The organism is Halomonas alkaliantarctica (genome assembly GCF_029854215.1).
Lineage (GTDB): Bacteria > Pseudomonadota > Gammaproteobacteria > Pseudomonadales > Halomonadaceae > Vreelandella > Vreelandella alkaliantarctica_A.
Genome location: NZ_CP122961.1, coordinates 19,105 through 39,265 on the forward strand (window position 1 = coordinate 19,105; position 20,161 = coordinate 39,265).

General features: G+C 56.1%; 18 protein-coding genes and 1 other RNA gene. 11 read left to right on the forward strand and 8 right to left on the reverse strand.

Annotated elements, in window-relative coordinates:
• Positions 1-242 precede the first annotated feature (242 nt).
• Together QEN58_RS00075 and QEN58_RS00080 are read left to right on the forward strand one after the other, a co-directional pair.
• Positions 243-1,370: a glycosyltransferase family 4 protein gene (locus tag QEN58_RS00075; protein ID WP_280105241.1), complete on the forward strand. Its 1,128-nt coding sequence runs from the start codon at positions 243-245 to the stop codon at positions 1,368-1,370.
• Positions 1,358-1,945, forward strand: coding sequence for a YrbL family protein (locus QEN58_RS00080; protein ID WP_280105242.1), 588 nt, complete (start codon positions 1,358-1,360; stop codon positions 1,943-1,945). The genes QEN58_RS00075 and QEN58_RS00080 overlap by 13 nt, the downstream gene beginning before the upstream one ends.
• Here the strand turns inward: QEN58_RS00080 and QEN58_RS00085 are convergent.
• Positions 1,933-2,652 carry a 3-deoxy-D-manno-octulosonic acid kinase gene (locus QEN58_RS00085; protein WP_280105243.1) on the reverse strand — a complete coding sequence of 240 codons (720 nt, stop codon included), beginning with the start codon at positions 2,650-2,652 and terminating at the stop codon, positions 1,933-1,935. The genes QEN58_RS00080 and QEN58_RS00085 overlap by 13 nt on opposite strands.
• Between QEN58_RS00085 and QEN58_RS00090 the strand changes: the two genes are divergently transcribed.
• From QEN58_RS00090 to waaA, 3 genes are read left to right on the forward strand one after another with little or no spacing between them, the layout of a single operon-like run.
• The gene (locus QEN58_RS00090; protein WP_280105244.1) at positions 2,651-3,748 is read left to right on the forward strand and encodes a glycosyltransferase family 9 protein; all 1,098 of its coding nucleotides are present in this window, start codon (positions 2,651-2,653) and stop codon (positions 3,746-3,748) included. The genes QEN58_RS00085 and QEN58_RS00090 overlap by 2 nt on opposite strands.
• The gene (hldE, locus tag QEN58_RS00095; RefSeq protein ID WP_280105245.1) at positions 3,738-5,168 is read left to right on the forward strand and encodes a bifunctional D-glycero-beta-D-manno-heptose-7-phosphate kinase/D-glycero-beta-D-manno-heptose 1-phosphate adenylyltransferase HldE; all 1,431 of its coding nucleotides are present in this window, start codon (positions 3,738-3,740) and stop codon (positions 5,166-5,168) included. Before QEN58_RS00090 ends, hldE begins: the two co-directional genes overlap by 11 nt.
• Complete coding sequence (waaA, locus tag QEN58_RS00100; protein ID WP_280105246.1) at positions 5,168-6,460, forward strand: lipid IV(A) 3-deoxy-D-manno-octulosonic acid transferase; 1,293 nt, start codon at positions 5,168-5,170, stop codon at positions 6,458-6,460. The genes hldE and waaA overlap by 1 nt, the downstream gene beginning before the upstream one ends.
• A 23-nt stretch (positions 6,461-6,483) precedes the next feature.
• On the opposite strand, the gene rpiA is transcribed toward waaA, so the two are convergent.
• A complete protein-coding gene (rpiA, locus tag QEN58_RS00105) occupies positions 6,484-7,158 on the reverse strand; it encodes a ribose-5-phosphate isomerase RpiA (protein WP_280106966.1) in 675 nt (224 codons plus the stop codon).
• Between the two features lie 175 nt (positions 7,159-7,333).
• Between rpiA and ilvA the strand changes: the two genes are divergently transcribed.
• Complete coding sequence (gene ilvA, locus QEN58_RS00110; RefSeq protein ID WP_280105247.1) at positions 7,334-8,848, forward strand: threonine ammonia-lyase, biosynthetic; 1,515 nt, start codon at positions 7,334-7,336, stop codon at positions 8,846-8,848.
• Between the two features lie 464 nt (positions 8,849-9,312).
• On the opposite strand, the gene QEN58_RS00115 is transcribed toward ilvA, so the two are convergent.
• From QEN58_RS00115 to QEN58_RS00125, 3 genes are all read right to left on the reverse strand, one after another.
• Positions 9,313-9,960, reverse strand: coding sequence for a 5-formyltetrahydrofolate cyclo-ligase (locus QEN58_RS00115; RefSeq protein ID WP_280105248.1), 648 nt, complete (start codon positions 9,958-9,960; stop codon positions 9,313-9,315).
• Between the two features lie 56 nt (positions 9,961-10,016).
• Positions 10,017-10,199: non-coding RNA, 6S RNA (ssrS, locus tag QEN58_RS00120), on the reverse strand.
• Between the two features lie 92 nt (positions 10,200-10,291).
• On the reverse strand, positions 10,292-10,591 hold the full coding sequence (locus tag QEN58_RS00125) for a cell division protein ZapA (protein ID WP_071694902.1): 300 nt from the start codon (positions 10,589-10,591) through the stop codon (positions 10,292-10,294).
• 181 nt (positions 10,592-10,772) lie between these two features.
• Here QEN58_RS00125 and QEN58_RS00130 point away from each other — a divergent pair, with 181 nt between their 5' ends.
• The 4 genes from QEN58_RS00130 to QEN58_RS00145 all read left to right on the forward strand — a co-directional run bounded on the left by QEN58_RS00130 (position 10,773) and on the right by QEN58_RS00145 (position 15,368).
• Positions 10,773-11,351: a UPF0149 family protein gene (locus QEN58_RS00130; RefSeq protein WP_280105249.1), complete on the forward strand. Its 579-nt coding sequence runs from the start codon at positions 10,773-10,775 to the stop codon at positions 11,349-11,351.
• Positions 11,352-11,391: 40 nt separating this feature from the next.
• A complete protein-coding gene (gene pepP / locus QEN58_RS00135; protein WP_280106870.1) occupies positions 11,392-12,732 on the forward strand; it encodes a Xaa-Pro aminopeptidase in 1,341 nt (446 codons plus the stop codon).
• Positions 12,733-12,823: 91 nt separating this feature from the next.
• Positions 12,824-14,053: a 2-octaprenyl-6-methoxyphenyl hydroxylase gene (gene ubiH, locus QEN58_RS00140; protein WP_280105250.1), complete on the forward strand. Its 1,230-nt coding sequence runs from the start codon at positions 12,824-12,826 to the stop codon at positions 14,051-14,053.
• Positions 14,054-14,087: 34 nt separating this feature from the next.
• Positions 14,088-15,368: a UbiH/UbiF/VisC/COQ6 family ubiquinone biosynthesis hydroxylase gene (locus QEN58_RS00145; protein ID WP_280105251.1), complete on the forward strand. Its 1,281-nt coding sequence runs from the start codon at positions 14,088-14,090 to the stop codon at positions 15,366-15,368.
• 11 nt (positions 15,369-15,379) lie between these two features.
• Here the strand turns inward: QEN58_RS00145 and QEN58_RS00150 are convergent, their stop codons facing one another.
• From QEN58_RS00150 to gpmI, 3 genes are all read right to left on the reverse strand, one after another.
• Positions 15,380-16,696: a S41 family peptidase gene (locus QEN58_RS00150; RefSeq protein WP_280105252.1), complete on the reverse strand. Its 1,317-nt coding sequence runs from the start codon at positions 16,694-16,696 to the stop codon at positions 15,380-15,382.
• A 115-nt stretch (positions 16,697-16,811) separates the two neighbouring features.
• Positions 16,812-17,930: a murein hydrolase activator EnvC family protein gene (locus QEN58_RS00155; RefSeq protein WP_280105253.1), complete on the reverse strand. Its 1,119-nt coding sequence runs from the start codon at positions 17,928-17,930 to the stop codon at positions 16,812-16,814.
• 23 nt (positions 17,931-17,953) lie between these two features.
• On the reverse strand, positions 17,954-19,531 hold the full coding sequence (gene gpmI, locus QEN58_RS00160) for a 2,3-bisphosphoglycerate-independent phosphoglycerate mutase (protein WP_280105254.1): 1,578 nt from the start codon (positions 19,529-19,531) through the stop codon (positions 17,954-17,956).
• A 204-nt stretch (positions 19,532-19,735) separates the two neighbouring features.
• On the opposite strand from gpmI, the gene QEN58_RS00165 reads away from it, so the two are divergent.
• A complete protein-coding gene (locus QEN58_RS00165; protein WP_280106871.1) occupies positions 19,736-20,158 on the forward strand; it encodes a rhodanese-like domain-containing protein in 423 nt (140 codons plus the stop codon).
• The last annotated feature ends 3 nt before the right edge of the window (positions 20,159-20,161 follow it).

Here is a 20,161-nt window from a genome sequence, read left to right on the forward strand (position 1 = left end):
CCTGGCTAACTTGGAAAAGTAAAGAGACCTGGGGCTTGTTACATTGCTCTTCATCTAACCGCTGCGCTTGTTCGGGGCTATATGCATGGCTCGGGTAGTCTTCAGCCTTACCCAAGCTGGCTTCAACCATAATAGCGGTATAAGGGTTTACTATTTCTGGCTAGTGATTTTGTGGGGTCCTCTGCAGAGGTACCGGTGTTCCGCCACGGATATTCGTCCTTTTTAACCATGAGGCATCTCCGGTGAAAATAGCCTTAGTACACATGCGCCACGCAGCCTCCGGTGGTACCGAGCGGTTTCTCAACGAGCTATCGTGCTACCTAGCTGAGCGCGGTGAGGAAGTTACAATTATCTGTCGCTCTCATGTGGTGCCCTCGCATCCGGCCATTCGGTTTGTCCGCCTGCGCCCTTTCAGCGTAGGCAAAGCACAGCGAATTTGGCGCTTTGCTCGGGCCGTAGAGCGCCACGTCAAGGCGGCTGACTATGATCTGGTCTACGGGTTGGGTAAGACCTGGACTCATGACATGCTGCGCATCGGTGGCGGCACAGTTCATCATCACCTGGCCTCAAAATCCAGTCGGCAGCGGCGGCGTAAGGACAAAATAGCCGCTCGTATTGAGGCAAAAGCCATGGCCCCCGGCGCTTATTATCACGTGGTCTCGAATTCCCAGCAAAGCGATAGCGAAATCGCCGAAGCTTACGGCGTTCCTTCCCAGAAACGTTCGGTTATCCACAACTTTGTGGATACCCATCGCTTCGATCGAGAACGACTCGGCGATGACGCTCGGGCCCTGGCCGTTGAGCTAGGGCTTGACGGACACACGCCGGTCTTTCTGTTTCTGGGTACCGGTTATCAGCGAAAAGGGCTTGAATCCACGCTTAATGCATTCGCCCGGCTCGATATTAACGCCACCCTAATAGTCGTAGGCCGCGACTCCCGGCAGGCCAAATATCAAGAGCACGCCCGGCAGTTGGGGATTGAGGAAAAATGTATTTTCCTTGGTGAGCAGCCGTCACCGGAGCGTTATTTTTCTCTGGCCGATTGCTACGTGCTGCCAGCGCATTACGAACCATTCGGATTTACCGTGCTTGAGGCGCTGGCCTGCGGCACACCGGTTATCACTACTGCAAGCTGCGGTGCCAAAGAAGTTGTAACGTCGGACATAGCAACGGTTATTGACCGAGCTGATAACATTGGTGCACTGACTGATGCCATGTCCTATTGGGCCGGGTGCAAAGGCGATACGGAGCTCCAGAAACGCTGTCGTGAGTTGGCGCTAACGCTGGATGTAGGGATCATTATGATGAAAAATTATCAATGTATTTTAGATGTGTACCAGCTAAAGCAAGCAGCCAAATGTTGGACGTAAGCGAGTGGCATATCATTGGCCGGGGAGACGAGCGAACCTGCTATCAGCACCCATACGACCACGCTCGCTGCGTCAAGATCAGCCGACTGGCGAAAGCCAAGCAGACTCGCCGCGAGCTGCGCTATTTCCGCCGTTTGAAGCGCCAAGGTGTGCCTTTCTTGTTGATCCCCGAATTCTTCGGTGCAGTGAAAGGTAGCGATATGATCGGTATTGAGCAGCAGTTGATACTTGATGACGAGGGAAAGCTGCCTCTCAATGTCGCGGATTACCTAGTTAAGCCGCTGACGCCTCAGCAGGCAGACCACTTCTGGGCGGGACTTGGTGCACTGAAGACCTACCTGCTGACCTATAATGTGGTGCCTTGTGATCTGGTGATGAGCAATTTGCTAGTGATTGAGCGCGAGAATGCCACCACCGTCATGTTGATCGACGGGTTGGGAGCCGCCGAATTGATCCCGCTGTCGGAGTATATACCTTGGCTTGGTCGACACAAGATCCGGCGTAAGTGGGCAAGATTCATGGCTAAAATAGTCAAGCCGCACTTTGTGATTAATCAGAGCCGTCAGCCTTTATAGCCGACATAAATACACTGAGCTGCGCATGCCGCAGCTTCCGGTGTGGTAAATTTGTTAAGCGAGCTCTCTAGCCGCCCCAAATTCGCCGCCTGCCAACTACCTGCCCTACGCAGTCGGCAACGATCTAAATCAATTAACCAAGGTTCTCCACTGGAATTGATCAAAATATTGCGCGCGTTCAGGTCAACGTGGTCAAGTCCTGCTTGGTGAAAGCGCTGAATCATAACCCCCACACGGTGTAATAGCGCTTCATCGGCTTGATCGTTGACTAGCAGCTCGGCCAGCGCTTTGGCACCCGCAATGCGCACGGTAATCAACGCAGCTTCATAAGTAAGCCCATAGCGGGTAACACAGCTTGCGACGGGGCGGGGTACCGGCAACCCTTGCTCAAAAAGCTTGGCGGTCAAGCGCAGTTCACGAAATGCCCGGGTTTGCTCCGCGCCGGTCCATAGGTAGCGTTTTTCACTGAGTTTAGCCACCATGCCACCACGGCGATAAGGCCTGAGTGCCCATTGCTCTTTAGGTGTTGCCTGCAAGAAAAGGCTATTACCTCGGCCGGGGGCTTCGCCCACAATTAATCCGCGTTCACGCCAGTAATCGCGAGTGAATAGGTCTGGATCCATTTGGTGTGTTCCCGGCGCGTCACATAAACTGTCTACATCATGTAAAATCAGCCAATTTCTCTGCCGGAGTGCCGCTAAGCGCATGAAGCCCTCTCTGCCTGTTCAGCCTAACCACATTGCCATTTTGCGCCTCTCCGCCCTAGGAGATGTGTGCAATCTCGTGCCCACGGTGCGGGCGTTGCAGCGCCAGTGGCCCAATGCGCGCATTACCTGGATTATCGGTAAGGGGGAGCACAGTCTACTGGCGGGGCTTTCCGGGGTCGAGTTCGTTGTTTACGACAAGTCGACAGGCCTTGCCGGTATGCGCGCGTTATGGCGGCAGCTTGCCGGTACGCGCTTTGATGTGCTACTGCATATGCAGCAGGCCATTCGTGCCAGCTTTCTGTCGCTTGGGCTGAAGGCCGACGTTCGCGTGGGCTATGACAAGGCGCGCGCCAAAGATGCTCAGCACTGGTTCACACAGCATCAGCTCGCGCCTCATCCGAAGGCTCATGTGCTGGAGTCCTTTATGGATTTCGCCCGGGTGCTTGGGATAGAGGATGACCATTTAGAGTGGAATTTACCTGTGTCAGATACGGCACGGAATGAAGCAAAAGTGATTAGCGGTGAAAAGCCTTACTTAGTTTTAAATCCATGCAGTAGCGCTCGAATAAGCAATAAGCGCAACTGGTCGGCGGAAGGGTATGCCAGCGTAATTGAACATGCCTGGGTGCAATACGGCCTTAAAACTGTGTTGACGGGGGGTGGCACTGCGCAAGAGCGTGAAACAGGTGATCAAATTGAAGCGTTTTGTCAGCCCGAGAGTGTGATTAACGCGATTGGGGGTACTTCTTTGAAAGGCGTATTGGCACTGATTGATCAAGCGCGCGCGGTAATTGCACCAGATACCGGTCCTATTCATATGGCCAATGCTATGGGCACTCCGGCGTTAGGCTTGTATGCGTCAAATAACCCGAATCGAACGGGGCCTTATTTGTGGCGCGAGTTTGCCGTCAACGTATACCCAGAGGCGGTGCGTACCTATCTGCATAAATCGGTAGAAGACGTGAGCTGGGGCCAACGAGTGCGACATCCAAGCGCCATGATGCTGATTAAAACAGACGATGTTATCGCTAAACTGGATACACTGCTGGCGCATACCATCTCTGCCGGCAGCACAGGGAGCACTGATGAAGATTGATTTAACCGCCTTAGAACATGCCCGAGTGCTGGTGGTCGGCGATGTCATGCTAGATCGCTATTGGCATGGCGGCACCTCGCGGATTTCCCCCGAAGCACCTGTGCCCGTAGTTCGGGTAGAAGATGTTGAAGACCGACCAGGCGGGGCGGCCAACGTGGCGCTAAACATTACCTCCCTAGGCGGAAATGCGGTTCTGGCGGGCGTGGTCGGAGACGATGACAACGCGCAAATTCTTCAATCCAGTCTGACCTCCTCGGGTGTAAGTACTTACTTTCAGCGCAGTGCAGAGATACCCACAATTACGAAGCTGCGTGTGATGAGTCGTAACCAGCAGTTGCTGCGCCTGGATTTCGAGCAGCGCCTGGACAGTGTTGATACCAGTGAGCTAGTGACCCAGGTAGAAAAGGCGCTTTCCGACTGCGACGTAGTGATCCTTTCTGACTACGGGAAAGGTACTCTGAACCAAGTAGAGAACTTGATAGCCAACGCAAGAGCCCAGGGCAAGCGGGTGCTAATAGACCCGAAAGGGCAGGATTTCAGCAAATACCGTGGGGCGAGCTTAATCACTCCCAATCTGACTGAATTTGAAGCCGTGGTCGGCCATTGCACGACTGATGCTGAGTTATCCCGCCGGGGTGAAGCGCTACGTGCGGAGTTGGAGCTAGAAGCGCTGCTGATTACTCGCAGCGAAAAGGGCATGACGCTGATTCGTGAAGGGCACGCGCCGCTTCACTTACCCACCCGGGCGCAGGAAGTTTTCGATGTAACAGGGGCGGGCGATACCGTTATTGGCCTAATGGGTTTAGCGCTAGCGTCGGGTCATGCTTTTCCTGAAGCGATGATGTTGGCGAATTTGGGGGCTGGGTTGGTAGTAGCCAAACCGGGCACGGCCACACTTTCCATCGCTGAGCTCTACACCGCGCTACACGGCGATAAATTGGCTGAGTTTGGGGTAATTGAGCCTGCTGTACTGATAGAGGCTGTAAGGGCCGCCCAGCTCCGCGGTGAACGAGTGGTAATGACCAACGGCTGCTTTGATATTCTGCATGCTGGCCACGTCGCTTACCTGGAGCAGGCCAAGCGCTTGGGTGACCGTTTGATCGTCGCGGTTAACGATGACGCCTCCATTGGCCGCTTAAAGGGGCCTAAGCGGCCAATTAATGCCTTAAACCGACGTATGCAGGTGTTGGCGGGGTTAGGCGCTGTCGATTGGGTCGTACCGTTTAGTGACGATACCCCCCAGGCGCTGATCGAAGCGGTGCTGCCCGATATTTTGGTCAAAGGTGGCGATTACCGCCCCGAAGATATCGCGGGTGGCGCGGCCGTTATCGCCAATGGAGGTGAGGTTAAAGTATTGGGCTTTGAAGATGGCGTTTCGACCTCGGCGATGATTAGCTCTATTCTAGATCGCGAACGCTAATGGCTACACCTGCTTGGCCTCGGCTTGCCTATTCAGCGGCGCTGTATGCGCTCTCTCCGCTGATTGGTTGGCGTATCTGGCGTGAGCAAGTGCCCACTTGCTCGCGTCTTCAGCGGCTGGGGTTACGCCTTCAGCCGCTTCCTCCCGCACCGCGCATTTGGCTGCACTGTGCCTCGGTGGGAGAAGTACGCGCCGCTCGAACGCTGATTGAGGGGTTATTAGAACGTTATCCATCGCATAGCCTGCTTCTCACCACGATGACCGCGACGGGCGCCCAGCAGTCCCAAGCGCTCATTAGCGAGCAAGCCCCAAGTGATCAAGCAAGGCTTACCCATTGCTTCCTACCGTTGGATTTTCCCGGTGCTGCCAGACGCTTTGTACGCAGCGTTCAGCCCGAACTCGCCATCCTGTTTGAAACCGAGCTGTGGCCCAACTTGATTCACGCATGCCGCCAGCAGGATGTGCCGGTGGCCGTGGTGAACGGCCGCCTATCGCCCCGGGCCTTTAAGCGCTACCAACGCCTGCGCCCGCTAATGGCCAGCACGCTCGCCGAGGTTAGCTGGCTAGCCGCAAAATCAACGGCAGACGCCGAACGCTTTAATGCCCTCGGCTGCAGTACGGATATCACCCGCATAGTTGGCTCGCTGAAATTTGAAATAGCTAGTCAAGATAGAGCGTGCGAGGAGGGTGAGAACTTACTTCAAGAATGGGAAGGGCGTCCGGTTTGGGTAGCGGGCTCCACTCGAGAAGACGAAGAAGCGCTACTGCTTAAGGCCCATCGCCAATTGCTCAAAAGTCACCCTGATGCGTTGCTGGTACTGGTGCCCCGCCACCCGCAGCGCTTTGATGACGTGGCTAAACTTTGCCAAACAGAAGGCTGGACACTAAGCCGTCGCAGCCAACAGCAGCCCGCCACAAAGCAAACGCAGGTTTACCTCGGGGATACGCTCGGTGAACTAGCTACACTGTATTCAGCAGGCCAGATAGCCTTTGTGGGCGGCAGCCTAGTGCCATTGGGCGGGCACAATGTGCTTGAGCCGGCGGCGCTAGGCAGGCCGGTGCTTAGCGGCCCATCGATTGAGAACTTCGCCGATGTGGCTGAACCGCTTCAAGCAGCGGGAGCGCTATCGCTGGTCGATAGCCCGGATACTCTGGCAGAGGCCCTGGCGGACTACTTTGCTGACCCAGAGCGCGCTCAGCAGGCTGGGCGCGCAGGCCGCGCGGTGATGGAAACGCAAAAAGGCGCACTTGATCGCACCCTGACAGGACTGGGTTTGTTACTGTCTCGTTAGCCAGAGCCTCCATCGAAGAACCTTTATTTAAGCGCTATGCGCTCCACGCCATCTTCTTTGCCCAGCAGCAGTACATCGGCGCCGCGGGCGGCAAACAAGCCATTGGTCACAACACCGACAATTGCGTTGATACGTGCTTCCATGGCCACCGGGTCGGCAATCATAAATTCAAAGCAGTCGATAATTTGGTTGCCGTTGTCGGTGACGACTCCCTGGCGATAAACCGGCTCGGCGCCAAGCGCTACCAACTCGCGGGCAACATAGGAGCGCGCCATGGGAATGACTTCTACCGGCAGCGGAAAGTTACCAAGCGTAGGAACGTATTTTGAGCCATCAGCAATGCAGATAAAGCGTTTGGCACAGGCAGCCACGATTTTCTCGCGGGTAAGCGCAGCACCCCCGCCTTTAATCATATGTAAGTTAGCATTCACTTCGTCTGCGCCATCAATATAAAAAGGGACTGTGCCAACACTATTGAGCTCAAAAACCTCAATGCCCAGTTTCTCAAGACGCTCGGCGCTCGCTTTAGAGCTTGCCACCGCGCCTTTAAATTGATGCCGCAGAGGCCCCAGGCGATCAATAAACAGGTTAGCCGTGGAGCCGGTGCCAATGCCTAAGATGGTATCCTTTTCCAGCTGAGGTTTAATTTCTGCAATGGCGGCGTCCGCCACGGCGGCCTTTAATTCATCCTGGTTCATAGCTTGGTGCATAAAAAGCCTTGAGAGTCAGAGGGGAGTTAGAGAAAAGAGGCAGTGGCGCTAGTATAACGACCTAAACGTTGCCTGCCGATGAAAACGCGGCTAGACGTCGCTATACGTAATCTGCTACCAATAAAAGCTTTGTCCGTTCACGTTCTTCCCTTGGGATACCCGCATGCTCGAAGCAACCGTCAAAAAGATCCTCCAAGCCCGCGTTTATGAAGCCGCTTGTGAGACCCCGATTTCCCCTGCACCCTTTTTGTCGCGTCGTTTCAACAACCAGATTTTGATTAAGCGCGAAGATCTACAGCCGGTTTTCTCATTCAAAATTCGCGGCGCCTATAACAAAATGGCGCAGTTGACCCAGGATCAAAAAGATAAAGGCGTGATTGCCGCCTCCGCCGGTAACCATGCCCAAGGGCTGGCCATGGCCGCTAAGCTGATGGGGGTCAAGGCCGTGATTGTGATGCCGCGTATCACACCGGATATCAAAGTGCAGGCGGTGCGCGCCCGAGGCGCCAAGGTCATCCTTAAAGGGGACGCCTTCGCCGCTGCAGCCGAGCATGCTCAAGAGCTGATCAAAGAGCACGGTTACACCTATATTCCGCCGTTTGATGATATCGATGTGGTGGCTGGCCAAGGCACCATCGGCGTGGAAATCCTTCGCCAACATTCTGGGCGCTTGGATGCCATCTTCGTACCGGTCGGCGGCGGTGGATTGATCGCAGGTGTCGCGGCCTATGTTAAGTACTTGCGTCCGGACATCAAAGTGATCGGTGTCGAAGCCGAAGACAGTGCCTGCCTTAAAGCCGCATTAGAGGCGGGCGAGCGCGTGGTGCTCGATCAAGTGGGCGTATTTGCCGAAGGCGTCGCGGTGGCGCAAATCGGCGAGGTGCCGTTTTCGCTGATCAAAGACTTGATTGACGGTGTCATCACCGTCAATACCGATGAAATGTGCGCGGCGGTGAAAGATATTTTTGAGGATACCCGTGCGGTGGCGGAAACCTCCGGCGCGCTTTCGCTGGCGGGGCTGAAAAAATACGTACAGCAGACCGGTGCCGAGGGTGAGACGCTGCTGTGTATTAACTCGGGCGCCAATACCAATTTTGATCGCTTACAGCACATCGCCGAGCGCACGGAGCTAGGCGAGCAGCGTGAAGCGATTCTAGCGGTGACCATCGCCGAGAAACCCGGCAGCTTTAAAAAGTTTTGCCGCATGCTAGGCAAACGCATGGTGACCGAGTTCAGCTATCGCTACGCTGACAGCAGCGAAGCGCATATCTACGTGGGCGTACAGGTGAAGCCAGGTGGTGAAGACCGTTTGGCAGTGATCGAGAAGCTGCGTGAAGGCGGCTACCAAGTGGAAGACCTGACCGAAAATGAGTTAGCGAAGCTGCATATTCGTCACCTGAGCGGCGGCCGACCTAGCGAGCGTTTTGAAGAAGAAGTGTACCGTTTTGAGTTCCCCGAGCGCCCGGGAGCGCTGATGAACTTTTTGACACAATTACCTCACGACTGGAATATCTCGCTATTCCATTATCGTAACCATGGCGCTGCTTATGGCCGAGTGTTGGTGGGTATGCAGGTGCCTAACGGTGATCGAACTCATGTGGCTGAGTATTTAGACGCCATTGGCTACCGTTACTGGCGCGAAAGTGATAATCCTGCCTACCGACTGTTTATGGCTTAGCGTTGCCCAGCGGTGAGTAATAGGTGTAAGTAAATAGTTGTGGGTAAGTGGTTGCTTACCTTGAGCGTAAGAGTGGCTGGTAACATAACGTAACTTAATCCTCAGAAATGAGGGTGGAAAATGCCGCTAAACCAGTTGTCAGGGATGGCCTTATAGTCCTATAGTCGTGAGTGAAATTAATCAAGTTTGCTATCCTTTTAAAACAGTAAAGGGTGGTGGATTTAACACACTCGGCAACGGCAAAGGTGTTGGAGAAACGGCATGCGGCGGAAAAAGCCTGATATGGTAATGGCGTTGATGGTGGTGTTTGCTTTAGGGGTGCTTGCTACCGGCTATGCACAGGCAATGTTAGGAAGTTAATCTCTACTGGTTCGCACTTGTAAGTTAACACCTCTAATGACAGCAACAACGTTTTCAATCTGTAAGGCGACACATATCAGATAGCCTAGGGAAGGGCTGACCCTTTATGAGGTCAGCCCTTTTTCTTTGGCAGTTGAATAGTGGCGGCGTACGCAACCCAGGTCACTGACCACGGCTTGTAAAGGCACATCCCATTGCTCCACAGGCAGAGATGCCACTTGCTGGCAGGCATGGGCGACGCCAATCAAGGTGGGCGACGGCCCGGGTCGATGCATAAACGCCAAACTGCGGTCATAAAATCCCCCCCCCATGCCCATACGGTTAGCGTTAGCGTCAAACCCTACTAGCGGCACAATCAATGTATCGAGTGCCCAAGTAGGCAGCCGATTGCGCCGCTGGGCGCTGAATCGCACGTCAGGCTCCCAAATACCAAAACGATTCTTCACCATTGGAGTGTCAGGGCGGTAGGCAACAAACCACAGACGGTTAGCGCTAAACGGACGTAAAACCGGTAGGTAGACCTCGACGTTACGCTGACGTAGCCACGGAAGTAGCGGGGTAGGATCGATTTCGCCGTTGACAGGCAGATAAAGGCTTAAGCGCCGTGCTCGGCGTATTTCAGGCAGGGTTTTCAATCGTTGGCACAAACGCTGCGCTGCAAGGCGCTGCTCATGCTTAGAAAGGGCTCGGCGTTGGTGACGTAAAAAGCGGCGTAGCGCTTTCTTATCGTCGTCCGAATAGAGGCTTTCCATGCAGATGTTCTCTTATACCCTATATTTTCAAATACTCTATTCTTTCAAATACATAGGTGTTCTCCAGAGTGCCGCTGTCATTCTGGCCCTGAACCTACTGGTTCAGGTGGGTGGCCGCAGCCAGACCGTCAGGCTTTCCGACGCACGGACATGCACACGGGCCTGGCTAGCATTTGGCCCCCTGGGTATTACGCATAGGCTCGAGGGACTATAACGACTGGCGTACACCCCAGAGAACTCCGCCATCCTAACAGAGCGACAGCTAATGCCAAAGGTCTGGGTTAAATGTTCGCCGAGTCTTGAGACCATTGACAGTGCTTTCTGGTAACGCCTAAGACGGGCGTGTTTTGGCTAATGCCCGCTCAAGGCGTTCATTCAAGCGGTGCAGGTTCTCTTCACCGGCACGGTGTTCATCCATGGCTTCGAGAAGCTCGTGGGTGATATTGAGAGCCGCCATTATCGCCACACGCTCGCTCCCCAGCACGCTGCTTTGGGCATTGATACCCTGCATGGCGCGGTCTAAATAGCGCGCGGCGCGGTCAAGTTTAGCTTCTTCACCCGTGTCGCAGGCGATGATATAGCCGCGCCCTAACAGGGTTATTTCTTTGGTTGGCCGCTTGGCGTTGCTCATCAAAGACTCCAGCACGGGCCAGCAAGGGGCCCAATGCGTTAACATCACAGCATAGGAAGGTAAGTGCCACTCACTATAAGAGAGGCGCTTGTGTGCGGTCAACGCGCGGGCGAGAGCATCTTGCACCATTGCCGATACCCTATCGCCCATACACACAGTGAATACGAGGTTAGTAAATACGATGTCATTGATTGATGAGCGTCAGGACTTCTCTGACGTGGCGGATGTTTTTCTCCTGCATGGCAGCATGCAGTCCCCGGCTTTTTTGGATGGCCGCTTATGTGCACTGCTGGCGCTACGTGATGTCAGTGCAGAGGCTTGGTTGGACGAAGTCTGCCAGAGCCTTGGCGTTGAGCAGCCTCGCGATCAGGCAAGTGCCGAGCGGCTATTAGGCTGGCGGCGGCAAACCGTAGAGGCGCTCAGCGCCAGTGACCTGGACTATACGCCGCTGTTACCTGATGAACTGTTTTCATTGGGCGAGCAGGCGCAAGGCCTTAAAGAGTGGACGCTGGGCTTTATCGAAGTGGTCGATGAAGTAGCCGACAACGAACTGCGCGAGCGCTGGTCCCAGGCGCTCCGTGAGGCGATTGATGATTTGCAGGCGTTAGGACGTATGGATACCGATATCGACGACAGCCCCGAAAACGAAAACGACCTGTTTGCACTTACCGAGCATGCCCGCATGGCTGCGATGCTGCTGTACACCGAGCAGCACCCAGGCATGCCGCAAGTCGAACAAAGCGACGCGCCCGTTCACTAATCACGTTGCCTAGAGAGGAGCCGCTATGCTGCCCGACCCTGTGTTGCCTATGTTGTTACCTCGCCCCCCTGCGATCAGCGTGGGCGAGTATCGCCACCGCCGAGATGCCTTAATGGCCCAACTGCCGGGTAACGCTGCGGTGGTGCTTCCCGGTGCCGGACTGATGACCCGCTCCCGGGACAGCGAGTTTGCTTTCCGCCAGAACAGCGATTTTTACTACCTGACGGGCATACGCGAACCGGATGCGCTGCTGGTGCTGCTCCCTGGACGCGCTGAAGGTGAAAGCGTGGTGTTCTGTCAGGACCGTGACCCCACCATGGAATCCTGGACAGGGCGCCGCTTGGGCGCCGAAGGCGTGGTCGCTGAATACGGAATTGACCAGGCGTTTGAAAACGCAGTACGTGATGAACGGCTGACCGAATTGTTGACGGGTCGCGAGCTGCTTTATCTACCACTAGACAATGCTGAAGCTGTCAGCATGGCTGAAGATGCTTTACAGGAAGCCCAGGCCGGGCTTAGGCGCGGTCGGCCGCCGCTAAAAGGTTGGCTGGATATCAGCCCGTTGATTCACGCCATGCGGTTAATCAAAAGCGACGCTGAAATTGCCCTGCTTCGGCATGCGGCGCTGATATCTGCCCATGCGCACCGGCGCGCCATGCAGGTGTCGCGCCCCGGGTTGAGCGAATTTCAGCTCCAGGCCGAGCTAGAGCATGAGTTTGTATGGCATGGGGCCAGTGGTCCTGCCTACAGTACGATTGTGGGTAGCGGTGCCAACGCCTGTGTACTGCACTATATTGAAAATAGCGCACCGTTGTGTGAAGACGGCTTGGTTCTCATTGATGCGGGCGCCGAGTTTGAGTTATATGCCGGTGATATCACCCGCACATTTCCGGTGTCTGGGCGGTTTAATGATGCCCAGCGAGCGCTCTACCAGGTGGTGCTTGACGCTCAGCAGCGCGCTGTGAGTGCCGTCCAGCCGGATGCTACCCTTGCTGATATCCATCAGGGCGTGGTGCATGATTTAACTGCCGGGCTGATTGAGCTTGGCCTGCTGGAAGGCGAGGTTCAGGCGCGCATCGATGACGAGAGTTATCGGCGCTTTTACCTACACTCAACGTCACACTGGTTGGGGCTGGACGTACACGATGTCGGCACCTACCGGTTGGATGAGCAAACACCTCGGCCACTGGTCGCAGGCATGGTGCTCACGGTGGAGCCAGGCCTGTATATTCCTAGTGATGACGATATTCCTGATGCTTATCAGGGCATTGGTATTCGAATTGAAGATAATGTGGTCGTCACCGACGAAGGTCATGAAGTACTGACCGCAGACGTGCCTAAACAGGTCGTCGAAATTGAAGCATTAATGGCTAAAAAGTAACCAAGTTTAACTGTTTTTAGTAGCCTTTATGTAAATTACGTTACGTTATCGTTACCTCTGTATGAAGAGGAGTCGTGGTCGGGAGAAGCCAATGCAGCAGTCTAATCAGGCGGTTAAGGGAGCGCTGACACATGACATCGTGATTGTGGGTGGGGGCCTGGTAGGCGCCAGTTTAGGTTGCGCCCTGGCACCGCTGATTGAGCGCTATGGCTGGCGTGTGGCAATCATTGAGTCGGCGCCTATGGCTGTTCAGTTGCAGCAAACTACCTGGCAGCCCAGCTTTGATGCCCGGGCCAGCGCGATCGCGGAAGGTTCAGCCCAGCGCTTTCAGCAGTTGGGCGTGTGGGAAGCGATGCGCGGTGAGGCCACGCCTATCAAGCATATTCATATCAGTGAGCGCGGCCGCTTAGGAGCGACACGGCTGAGCGCTGATGAGCTGGGCGTTGCAGCGTTGGGCCATGTAATCCCCAATGCGTGGATGGGCCGTGTGCTGCACCAACGGCTTGCTCAATTGCCGCTGGAGTGGCACTGCCCGGCGAAGGTTGAGCAACTTACCCCCGTAGCGAATGGGCATGATCTGCAGCTCTCAGACGGCAGCCAGCTAACCGCAGGGCTAACGGTATTAGCAGATGGAGGGCGTTCTGGGCTGAAAGAGCAGCTTGGTATTGGCAGCCGCCATGAGTCTTACCAGCAGACGGCGCTGATCGCACACGTAGGGGTAAGCCAGCCCCACCTTGGGGTTGCTTACGAGCGCTTTACCTCCCAAGGGCCAATGGCGCTGTTGCCACTGCCCGGCCAGGCCATGGAATTAATCTGGACGCACCCCAGCGGCACCGAAACAGCGCGCATGGCGCTTCCTGAACGTGAATTTCTGCTGCAACTTCAGCGTGCCTTTGGCGATCGGGTGGGTCGGTTTACCCAGGTAGGCACCCGACACGCCTATCCGCTTTCTCTGGTTACCGCTGAAGAACCTGTGCGCCCAGGCCTCGCGGTATTAGGCAACGCTGCTCATGCCTTACACCCGGTCGCAGGGCAGGGGTTTAACTTAGCCCTGCGCGGGGTAATGGATCTTGTTGAAGCGCTGGAGCAGGGTGAGCAGGCCAAGCGGCCGTTGGGCGATATGACCACACTGCAAGCCTTTGAAAAGCAGCGCTCCCGAGATCGTGCCAACGTGATCCGCTTTAGCGATGGCCTGGTGCGGCTATTTGGGCTCTCCTTTCCGCTATTGCCCCATGCCCGCGCAGCGGGGTTAATCGGCCTGAATCTGGTTGGGCCGCTGCGGCGAGGGCTAGCTCGTCGCGCCATGGGCTTAGAACGTTAAGCTTACACATCCTAGGCCACAAAAAAGGAACGCTATGCATACGGACTCATCCATTGCGAAGCCGCCAGTGGAAAGCTTTGAGGCGATCATTGTGGGTGGCGGAATGGTCGGTAGTGCGCTCTGTGCGCTGTTAGCCCAGGCGGGCATGCAGGTAGCGCTTGTTGAGGCAAAGCCCGCGCCGTTAAGCCTTGAAAATGCCACTAGCAAGCTGCCAGCCCCGCGGGTTAGCGCGTTAACGCCGGTCTCTCAGCGTTTGCTAACCCATTTGGGCGCTTGGCCTGCGATGCAGAAAACCCGAGTGACTCCCTACCAAGGCATGCAGGTGTGGGATGCCGAAGGCAGTGGTGAAATTGCCTTTTCTGCCGACGAGGCGGGGGTCGCGGTGCTGGGCCATATCGTTGAGAACGCGGTCACTCTGGCCGCGCTCAATAGCCAGGTCGTTGACCATCCCAATGTCACCCCTTTTTTTGGCGTTCGCTTAGAGGCGTTGCAACGCGCCAGCGCTAACCCTTCAAAGCAAGCCTCAAGTGGCGACTGGCTGATACTTGACGATGGGCGCCAACTGCACGCCCCGTTAATCATCGCCGCTGATGGCGCCCACTCTGTGCTGCGCGAAATGGCCGGTATCGAGGTGGCCAGCGACGATATGCAGCAGGAGGCGGTGGTAACCACCGTTACGTGCGTCAAACCCCATGGTGGGGCGGCGCGACAAGCGTTTATTGACGGCCGACCGCTGGCATTTCTGCCTTTAACCGTGGAAGAGAATGATCATTACTGCTCAATCGTATGGTCGACCACGCCGGAGCACGCCGCTGAGCTTAGTGAATTGTCTCGCGAAGCGCTTGGGGAGGCGTTGGGTAGAGCGTTTGGTTACCGCCTGGGAGAGGTAACGGTCTGCGATAAGGCCCACCGTTTTCCGTTAGTGCAGCGCCATGCCCGCCACTATGTGCAGCCGCATTTCGCACTGGTGGGGGACGCTGCCCACAGCATTCATCCGCTGGCGGGCCAGGGCGTCAATTTAGGCCTTATGGATGCGGCGGTTTTGGCAGAAGAGGTGGTGCATGCCTGGCAGCGCGGCGCCCCTTGGGGGGAGCTAAGCACCTTGCGGCGCTATGAGCGTCGGCGGCGCTTTGATAACAGCGCCATGCTGGGCCTCATGAAAGGGTTTAAAGTGCTGTTTGGCAGCCACGACCCGGCGTTGACGCTAGCGCGTAATTTGGGGATGAGTGGTATGAACCAGTTGGTGCCGCTAAAGCGGGTATTAATGCGGCAGGCGACCGGGGAACGCGGCCGCCTGCCGCTTACTTGCCGTTAAGTCAGGTTGCCTTAACGCCGCTGACGGTCGACTACATTGAGTGCTTTAAGCAGATTAAGCGCCTCGCTGAGTTGGTAATCATCGACTAGCCGCTCGGCCATTTCCTGGCGATCCCGGGGCGCCTGCTGAGCGCTAAGGTGGCCTTCAAGGTCGGCTTCGCGAATCTCACGACGGCTCTCAGCCACTTCTAGACGGCCGCGCACGACGTCCACATCGGGTTCAATGCCTTGGGCCTGAATTGAGCGCCCGTTGGGGGTGTAGTAGAGCGCCGTGGTGAGCTTGAGCCCTTCGCCATTGCCTAGCGGCATAATCTGTTGCACTGATCCCTTACCAAAACTATCGGTGCCCATAATCACGCCGCGCCGCTGATCCTGAAGCGCACCGGCAACAATTTCCGCCGCTGACGCACTGCCACCATTGATCAACACGACCAGCGGCACATCGGCAGCGGGCGTGGTGGGTGAGGCGGAGAACGACATCTCGGTATCCGAGAGGCGCCCCTCGGTATACACAATCAAGCCTTCATCCAGAAACAGGTCGGCAATGCCGACGGCGGCCTGTAGCACTCCCCCGGGGTTATTACGTAAATCGAGTATCAACCCTTCTAGAGCCTGGTTACTCGACATAAGCTCAAGCGCCTCGCGGGCCTGCTCCGGTGTACGCGACTGGAACTGGCTAACGCGCAGGTAGCCGTAACCGGGCTCGAGCAGCTCATGTTTAACGCTCTCGCTGCGAATAACTTCACGGGTCAAGGTAAATTCCCGCGGCGAATCTTCGCCTGAACGCAGCACGCTAATGCGTAGATCGGTGCCCGGGTCGCCGCGCATTAGGGTCACGGCTTCTTGTAGCGACATGCTATCGGTGGGTGTGCCGTCAATGGCAACGATAATATCGCGAGACATCAGCCCAGCGCGGGAAGCGGGTGTATCATCGATAGGCGTAATCACCATGAGCTGACCATTCTCTGTGCCCACCTCGATACCGATGCCGCCAAATTCGCCCTGAGTCGACTCGCGCAGGCTTTGGTACTCCTCCTCATCCAAGTAGGCGGAGTGGGGGTCTAGCTCACTCAGCATGCCGCGCATGGCGTTACGTAAAAGTGTGCTGTCATCGACCTCCTCAACGTAGGCACGCTTAATACGCTCAAACACCTCGGCGAAGGTCTGGATATCTTCCAGGGGTAGCTGGTCGTAGGCAGGTTCTTCCGCCGCGCTGCTACCGGCTGGTTGGGCAAGCAACGGTAGCGGGGCCGACAGTAAAACAATCGGGAGCAGGGTAGCCAAGAAGCGCTTGGCGGGGGCTGATACCCCGGTAACAGATAGCGTCATGCAGACTCCGCAGGGCGATAGGTGGCGCCAATGCGCGCCACCCTGTCATTGAAAATGTTGAGTAGAAAATGTGTCGTTGGGCGTTGAGACATCAATAGTCATGCAGCTTATCCCGTCAGCGACGCGCAATCCAACGCTGTGGATTAATTGGTTCACCGCCGCGACGAACTTCAAAGTAGAGTGCCGCGCGGTTTTGACCACCGCTATCCCCTACGCGACCAATTTCATCACCGCGACTGACCTGCTGACCAGGCCTGACGCTAAACTGTTGCAGGTGAGCATGCAGCGTCATGATCTGGTCGCCGTGGTCGATAATTAACAAGTTACCAAACCCGCGCATCCAGTCAGCGAATACCACCCGGCCAGTGTGTACGGCAGTGACCGGGGTGCCAGCGCTGGCCTGAATCACAATACCGTTATAGTGCACGCCGTCGCGATGGTGAAAATTGCTACTGATTGAACCCTGTACCGGCCAAGGCAAATCACCTTGGGTGCTTACAATATGCGTAGTAGGCGTGGGTTCAGCAAGTTTTGCCATCTCCGCCTGGATATTACGGAGTACCCTCTCGGCCTCTTCGCGGCTCTGATTGAGGTCGGCCAGCCGCTCCTCTTCACTGCCGTAGCGGTCATCCAGGTTGGAAACAACGCCTCGCCGTTCGGTGGTGCGTTGGGCTAACAGCGCGCTTTGCTCTTCTAGCTCGTCGGCCAGCGTATCGAGGCGGGCCTGTCGCTCGCTGAGCTCCTTTTGGGTATCGGCGAGCGCCGTATCAAGGCGGGCGATAGCATTCAAGCGTCGATTGCGTGCTTCAGTTAGCCGATTCATATACGCCTGCATACGATCAAGCTCGGAGGGGTCTCCTTGGTTAAGCAGCAGTTTGAGCTGCGGCGTTGGGCCAAGGCGGTAAAGCGCTGAGAGCTGCTGGCCTAAGGCTGCATATTGATCGGCACGCTCGCTCTCCAGTCGGTCACGATGTTGACGGAGCTGGGTCGTTTCATCATTCAACTGGCGGCGCTCAGCTTGTAGCGTGTCCAAGCGCTGATGAGTCTCGGCAAGCTTGGTTTCGACTTCCTTGAGCTCGCGTTCGGCGCTATCGCGGGCCTCGCCAGTGGCGCTGAGGCGTTGGGCAACGGACTCGATCTCTTGGCCAATCGCATCCAATTGCCGGCGCGCCGCATTTTCATCCTGCTGGGCGAAGCCCGCTGGCGCATAACTTAGCGCCAGCAGGAGAGTCATTGCTAAATAGCGCCGATTAGACATTACTTATAATGGATCAGTGGTTTACCCGTCATCGCCTCGGGCTGCTTCTGATCCATCATGGTCAACAGCGTGGGGGCCAGGTCGCATAGTTTGCCCTCTTCAAGCGAGGCCGCACGTTCGCCAACGTAAATAAGCGGTACCACAAAGGTGGTGTGGGCGGTTTGCGGTGCGCCTGTTTCGGGATGAACCATCTGTTCGGCATTGCCGTGGTCGGCGGTAATTAAGCAGGCGCCGCCTGCACGCTCGATGGCTTCAACGACACGACCCACGCAGGTATCCACGGTCTCAATGGCTTTTACCGCCGCATTGAAGTCGCCGGTGTGGCCGACCATATCGCCGTTAGCGTAGTTGCAAACGATCAGATCAAAGCTGCCGCCATCGATGGCGTCGACAAGCTTATCGGTAATCTCAAAGGCGCTCATTTCAGGCTTTTCGTCGTAGGTGCGCACATCTCGCGGTGAGGGCACCAGGATGCGCTCTTCGCCTTCGTACTCGGCTTCATTGCCGCCTGAAAAGAAGAACGTCACGTGGGGATACTTTTCGGTTTCGGCAATACGCAGCTGTTTCATGCCACGCTTGGCGACGACTTCCCCTAGGGTGTCATTGAGATCCGATGGCGGGAAGGCGGCAGGCGCAGGAATGTCAGCGGCGTACTGGGTCATCATTACCAGCCCTTTACCGGCAAGCTTGGGGCATGCCCGGCGCTCGAAGCCGTTGAAATCCGGCTCGGCAAAGGCGCGGGTCAGCTCCCTGGCGCGGTCGGAGCGGAAGTTAAGGAAAATCGCTGCATCGCCATCCTGCAGGGTGATGGCATTTTCTTTGGAACCATCTTTGAGCGGTATGCTGCTAGCCGATACGAATTCGTCGGTTTCACCGCGCTGGTAGGCGTCACGGAGCGCAGTTTCAGCGCTGGTGGCGTAGTACTCCGCTTGGCCATCGGTAAGCAGACGATACGCTTGCTCGACCCGTTCCCAGCGGTTGTCGCGATCCATGGCATAGAACCTGCCAATAACTGAGGCGACAAAGCCGTTATCAGCGCCCACCAACTCGGCCAGGCGAGCATTGGCGCGCTCTATCGAGGCTAACGCACTCTGCGGTGGCATATCGCGGCCATCGAGAAAGGCGTGAATAAAAATACGCTGGGCGCCACGGCGTGCCGCAAGTTCGGCCATGGCAATAAAGTGGTCTTCATGGCTGTGGACGCCGCCAGGGGAGAGTAGGCCAATTAAATGTACCGGCCGACCATTGGCGACAGCTTCGTCTATCGGCTGGGTGAGGTTGTCATTAACATCCAGGTCGCCGTCTTCAATTGCCTTGCTGATACGGGTGAAGTCCTGGTAAACGATCCGTCCGGCACCAATATTCATATGGCCGACTTCAGAGTTGCCCATCTGGCCATCGGGAAGCCCCACGTTAAGGCCATCGGTATGAACGAAGGCGTGAGGGCGGTTTTCCCACAGTTTATCCATCGTCGGCGTATGGGCAGCGGCCACCGCATTATGGGCGCTCTCGGGGTTGTGGCCATAGCCGTCGAGAATAATCAGCGCCACGGGGCGCGGGGTGCGAGAAGTATCCATAAAATAACCTCGTTAAGATTGGCAAGCCGAACGACTCGAAAATTCGGGGTCGCGACAGGCGCACGCTTGGGGCATCATAACGCAGGCAACTGCCAGGCGTCATGATCAAGGCCTGCGCGGGAAGCTATCTGACGTGTATACTTGTCGCGTTTTGGCAGCGGTAAGGCCGCTTTTTTCTGCATAGACCAAGAGATTGTGTTCGCGATGATCGATCAGGTGTTCGAATTCGTACAGAACCACCCCCTGCTAGTTGGGGCATTTTTGCTGGTGCTGATAGCGTGGATTATTTATGAAACGCGCAGTGCCTCCACGAATGCGCTGAACGCCTCGCAGGCCACTCAGCTTATCAACCGCGAAGACGCGGTGGTGCTGGATATCCGTGAAAACAAAGACTTCAAAGCCGGGCATATCGCGGGGGCGCGCAACATACCGCAAAGCAACCTCGATAGCCGCATGACCGAACTGGATAAAGTGAAAGCCCAGCCGATCATTGTGGTATGCAAGCACGGCCAGAGTTCCGGCGCCGCACAGGCCAAGCTCACCAAAGCTGGTTTTGAGCGCGCGTACAAGTTGAGAGGCGGTATGGCGCAGTGGCAAGGCGACGGCCTTCCAGTGGTTAAAAAGTAACCA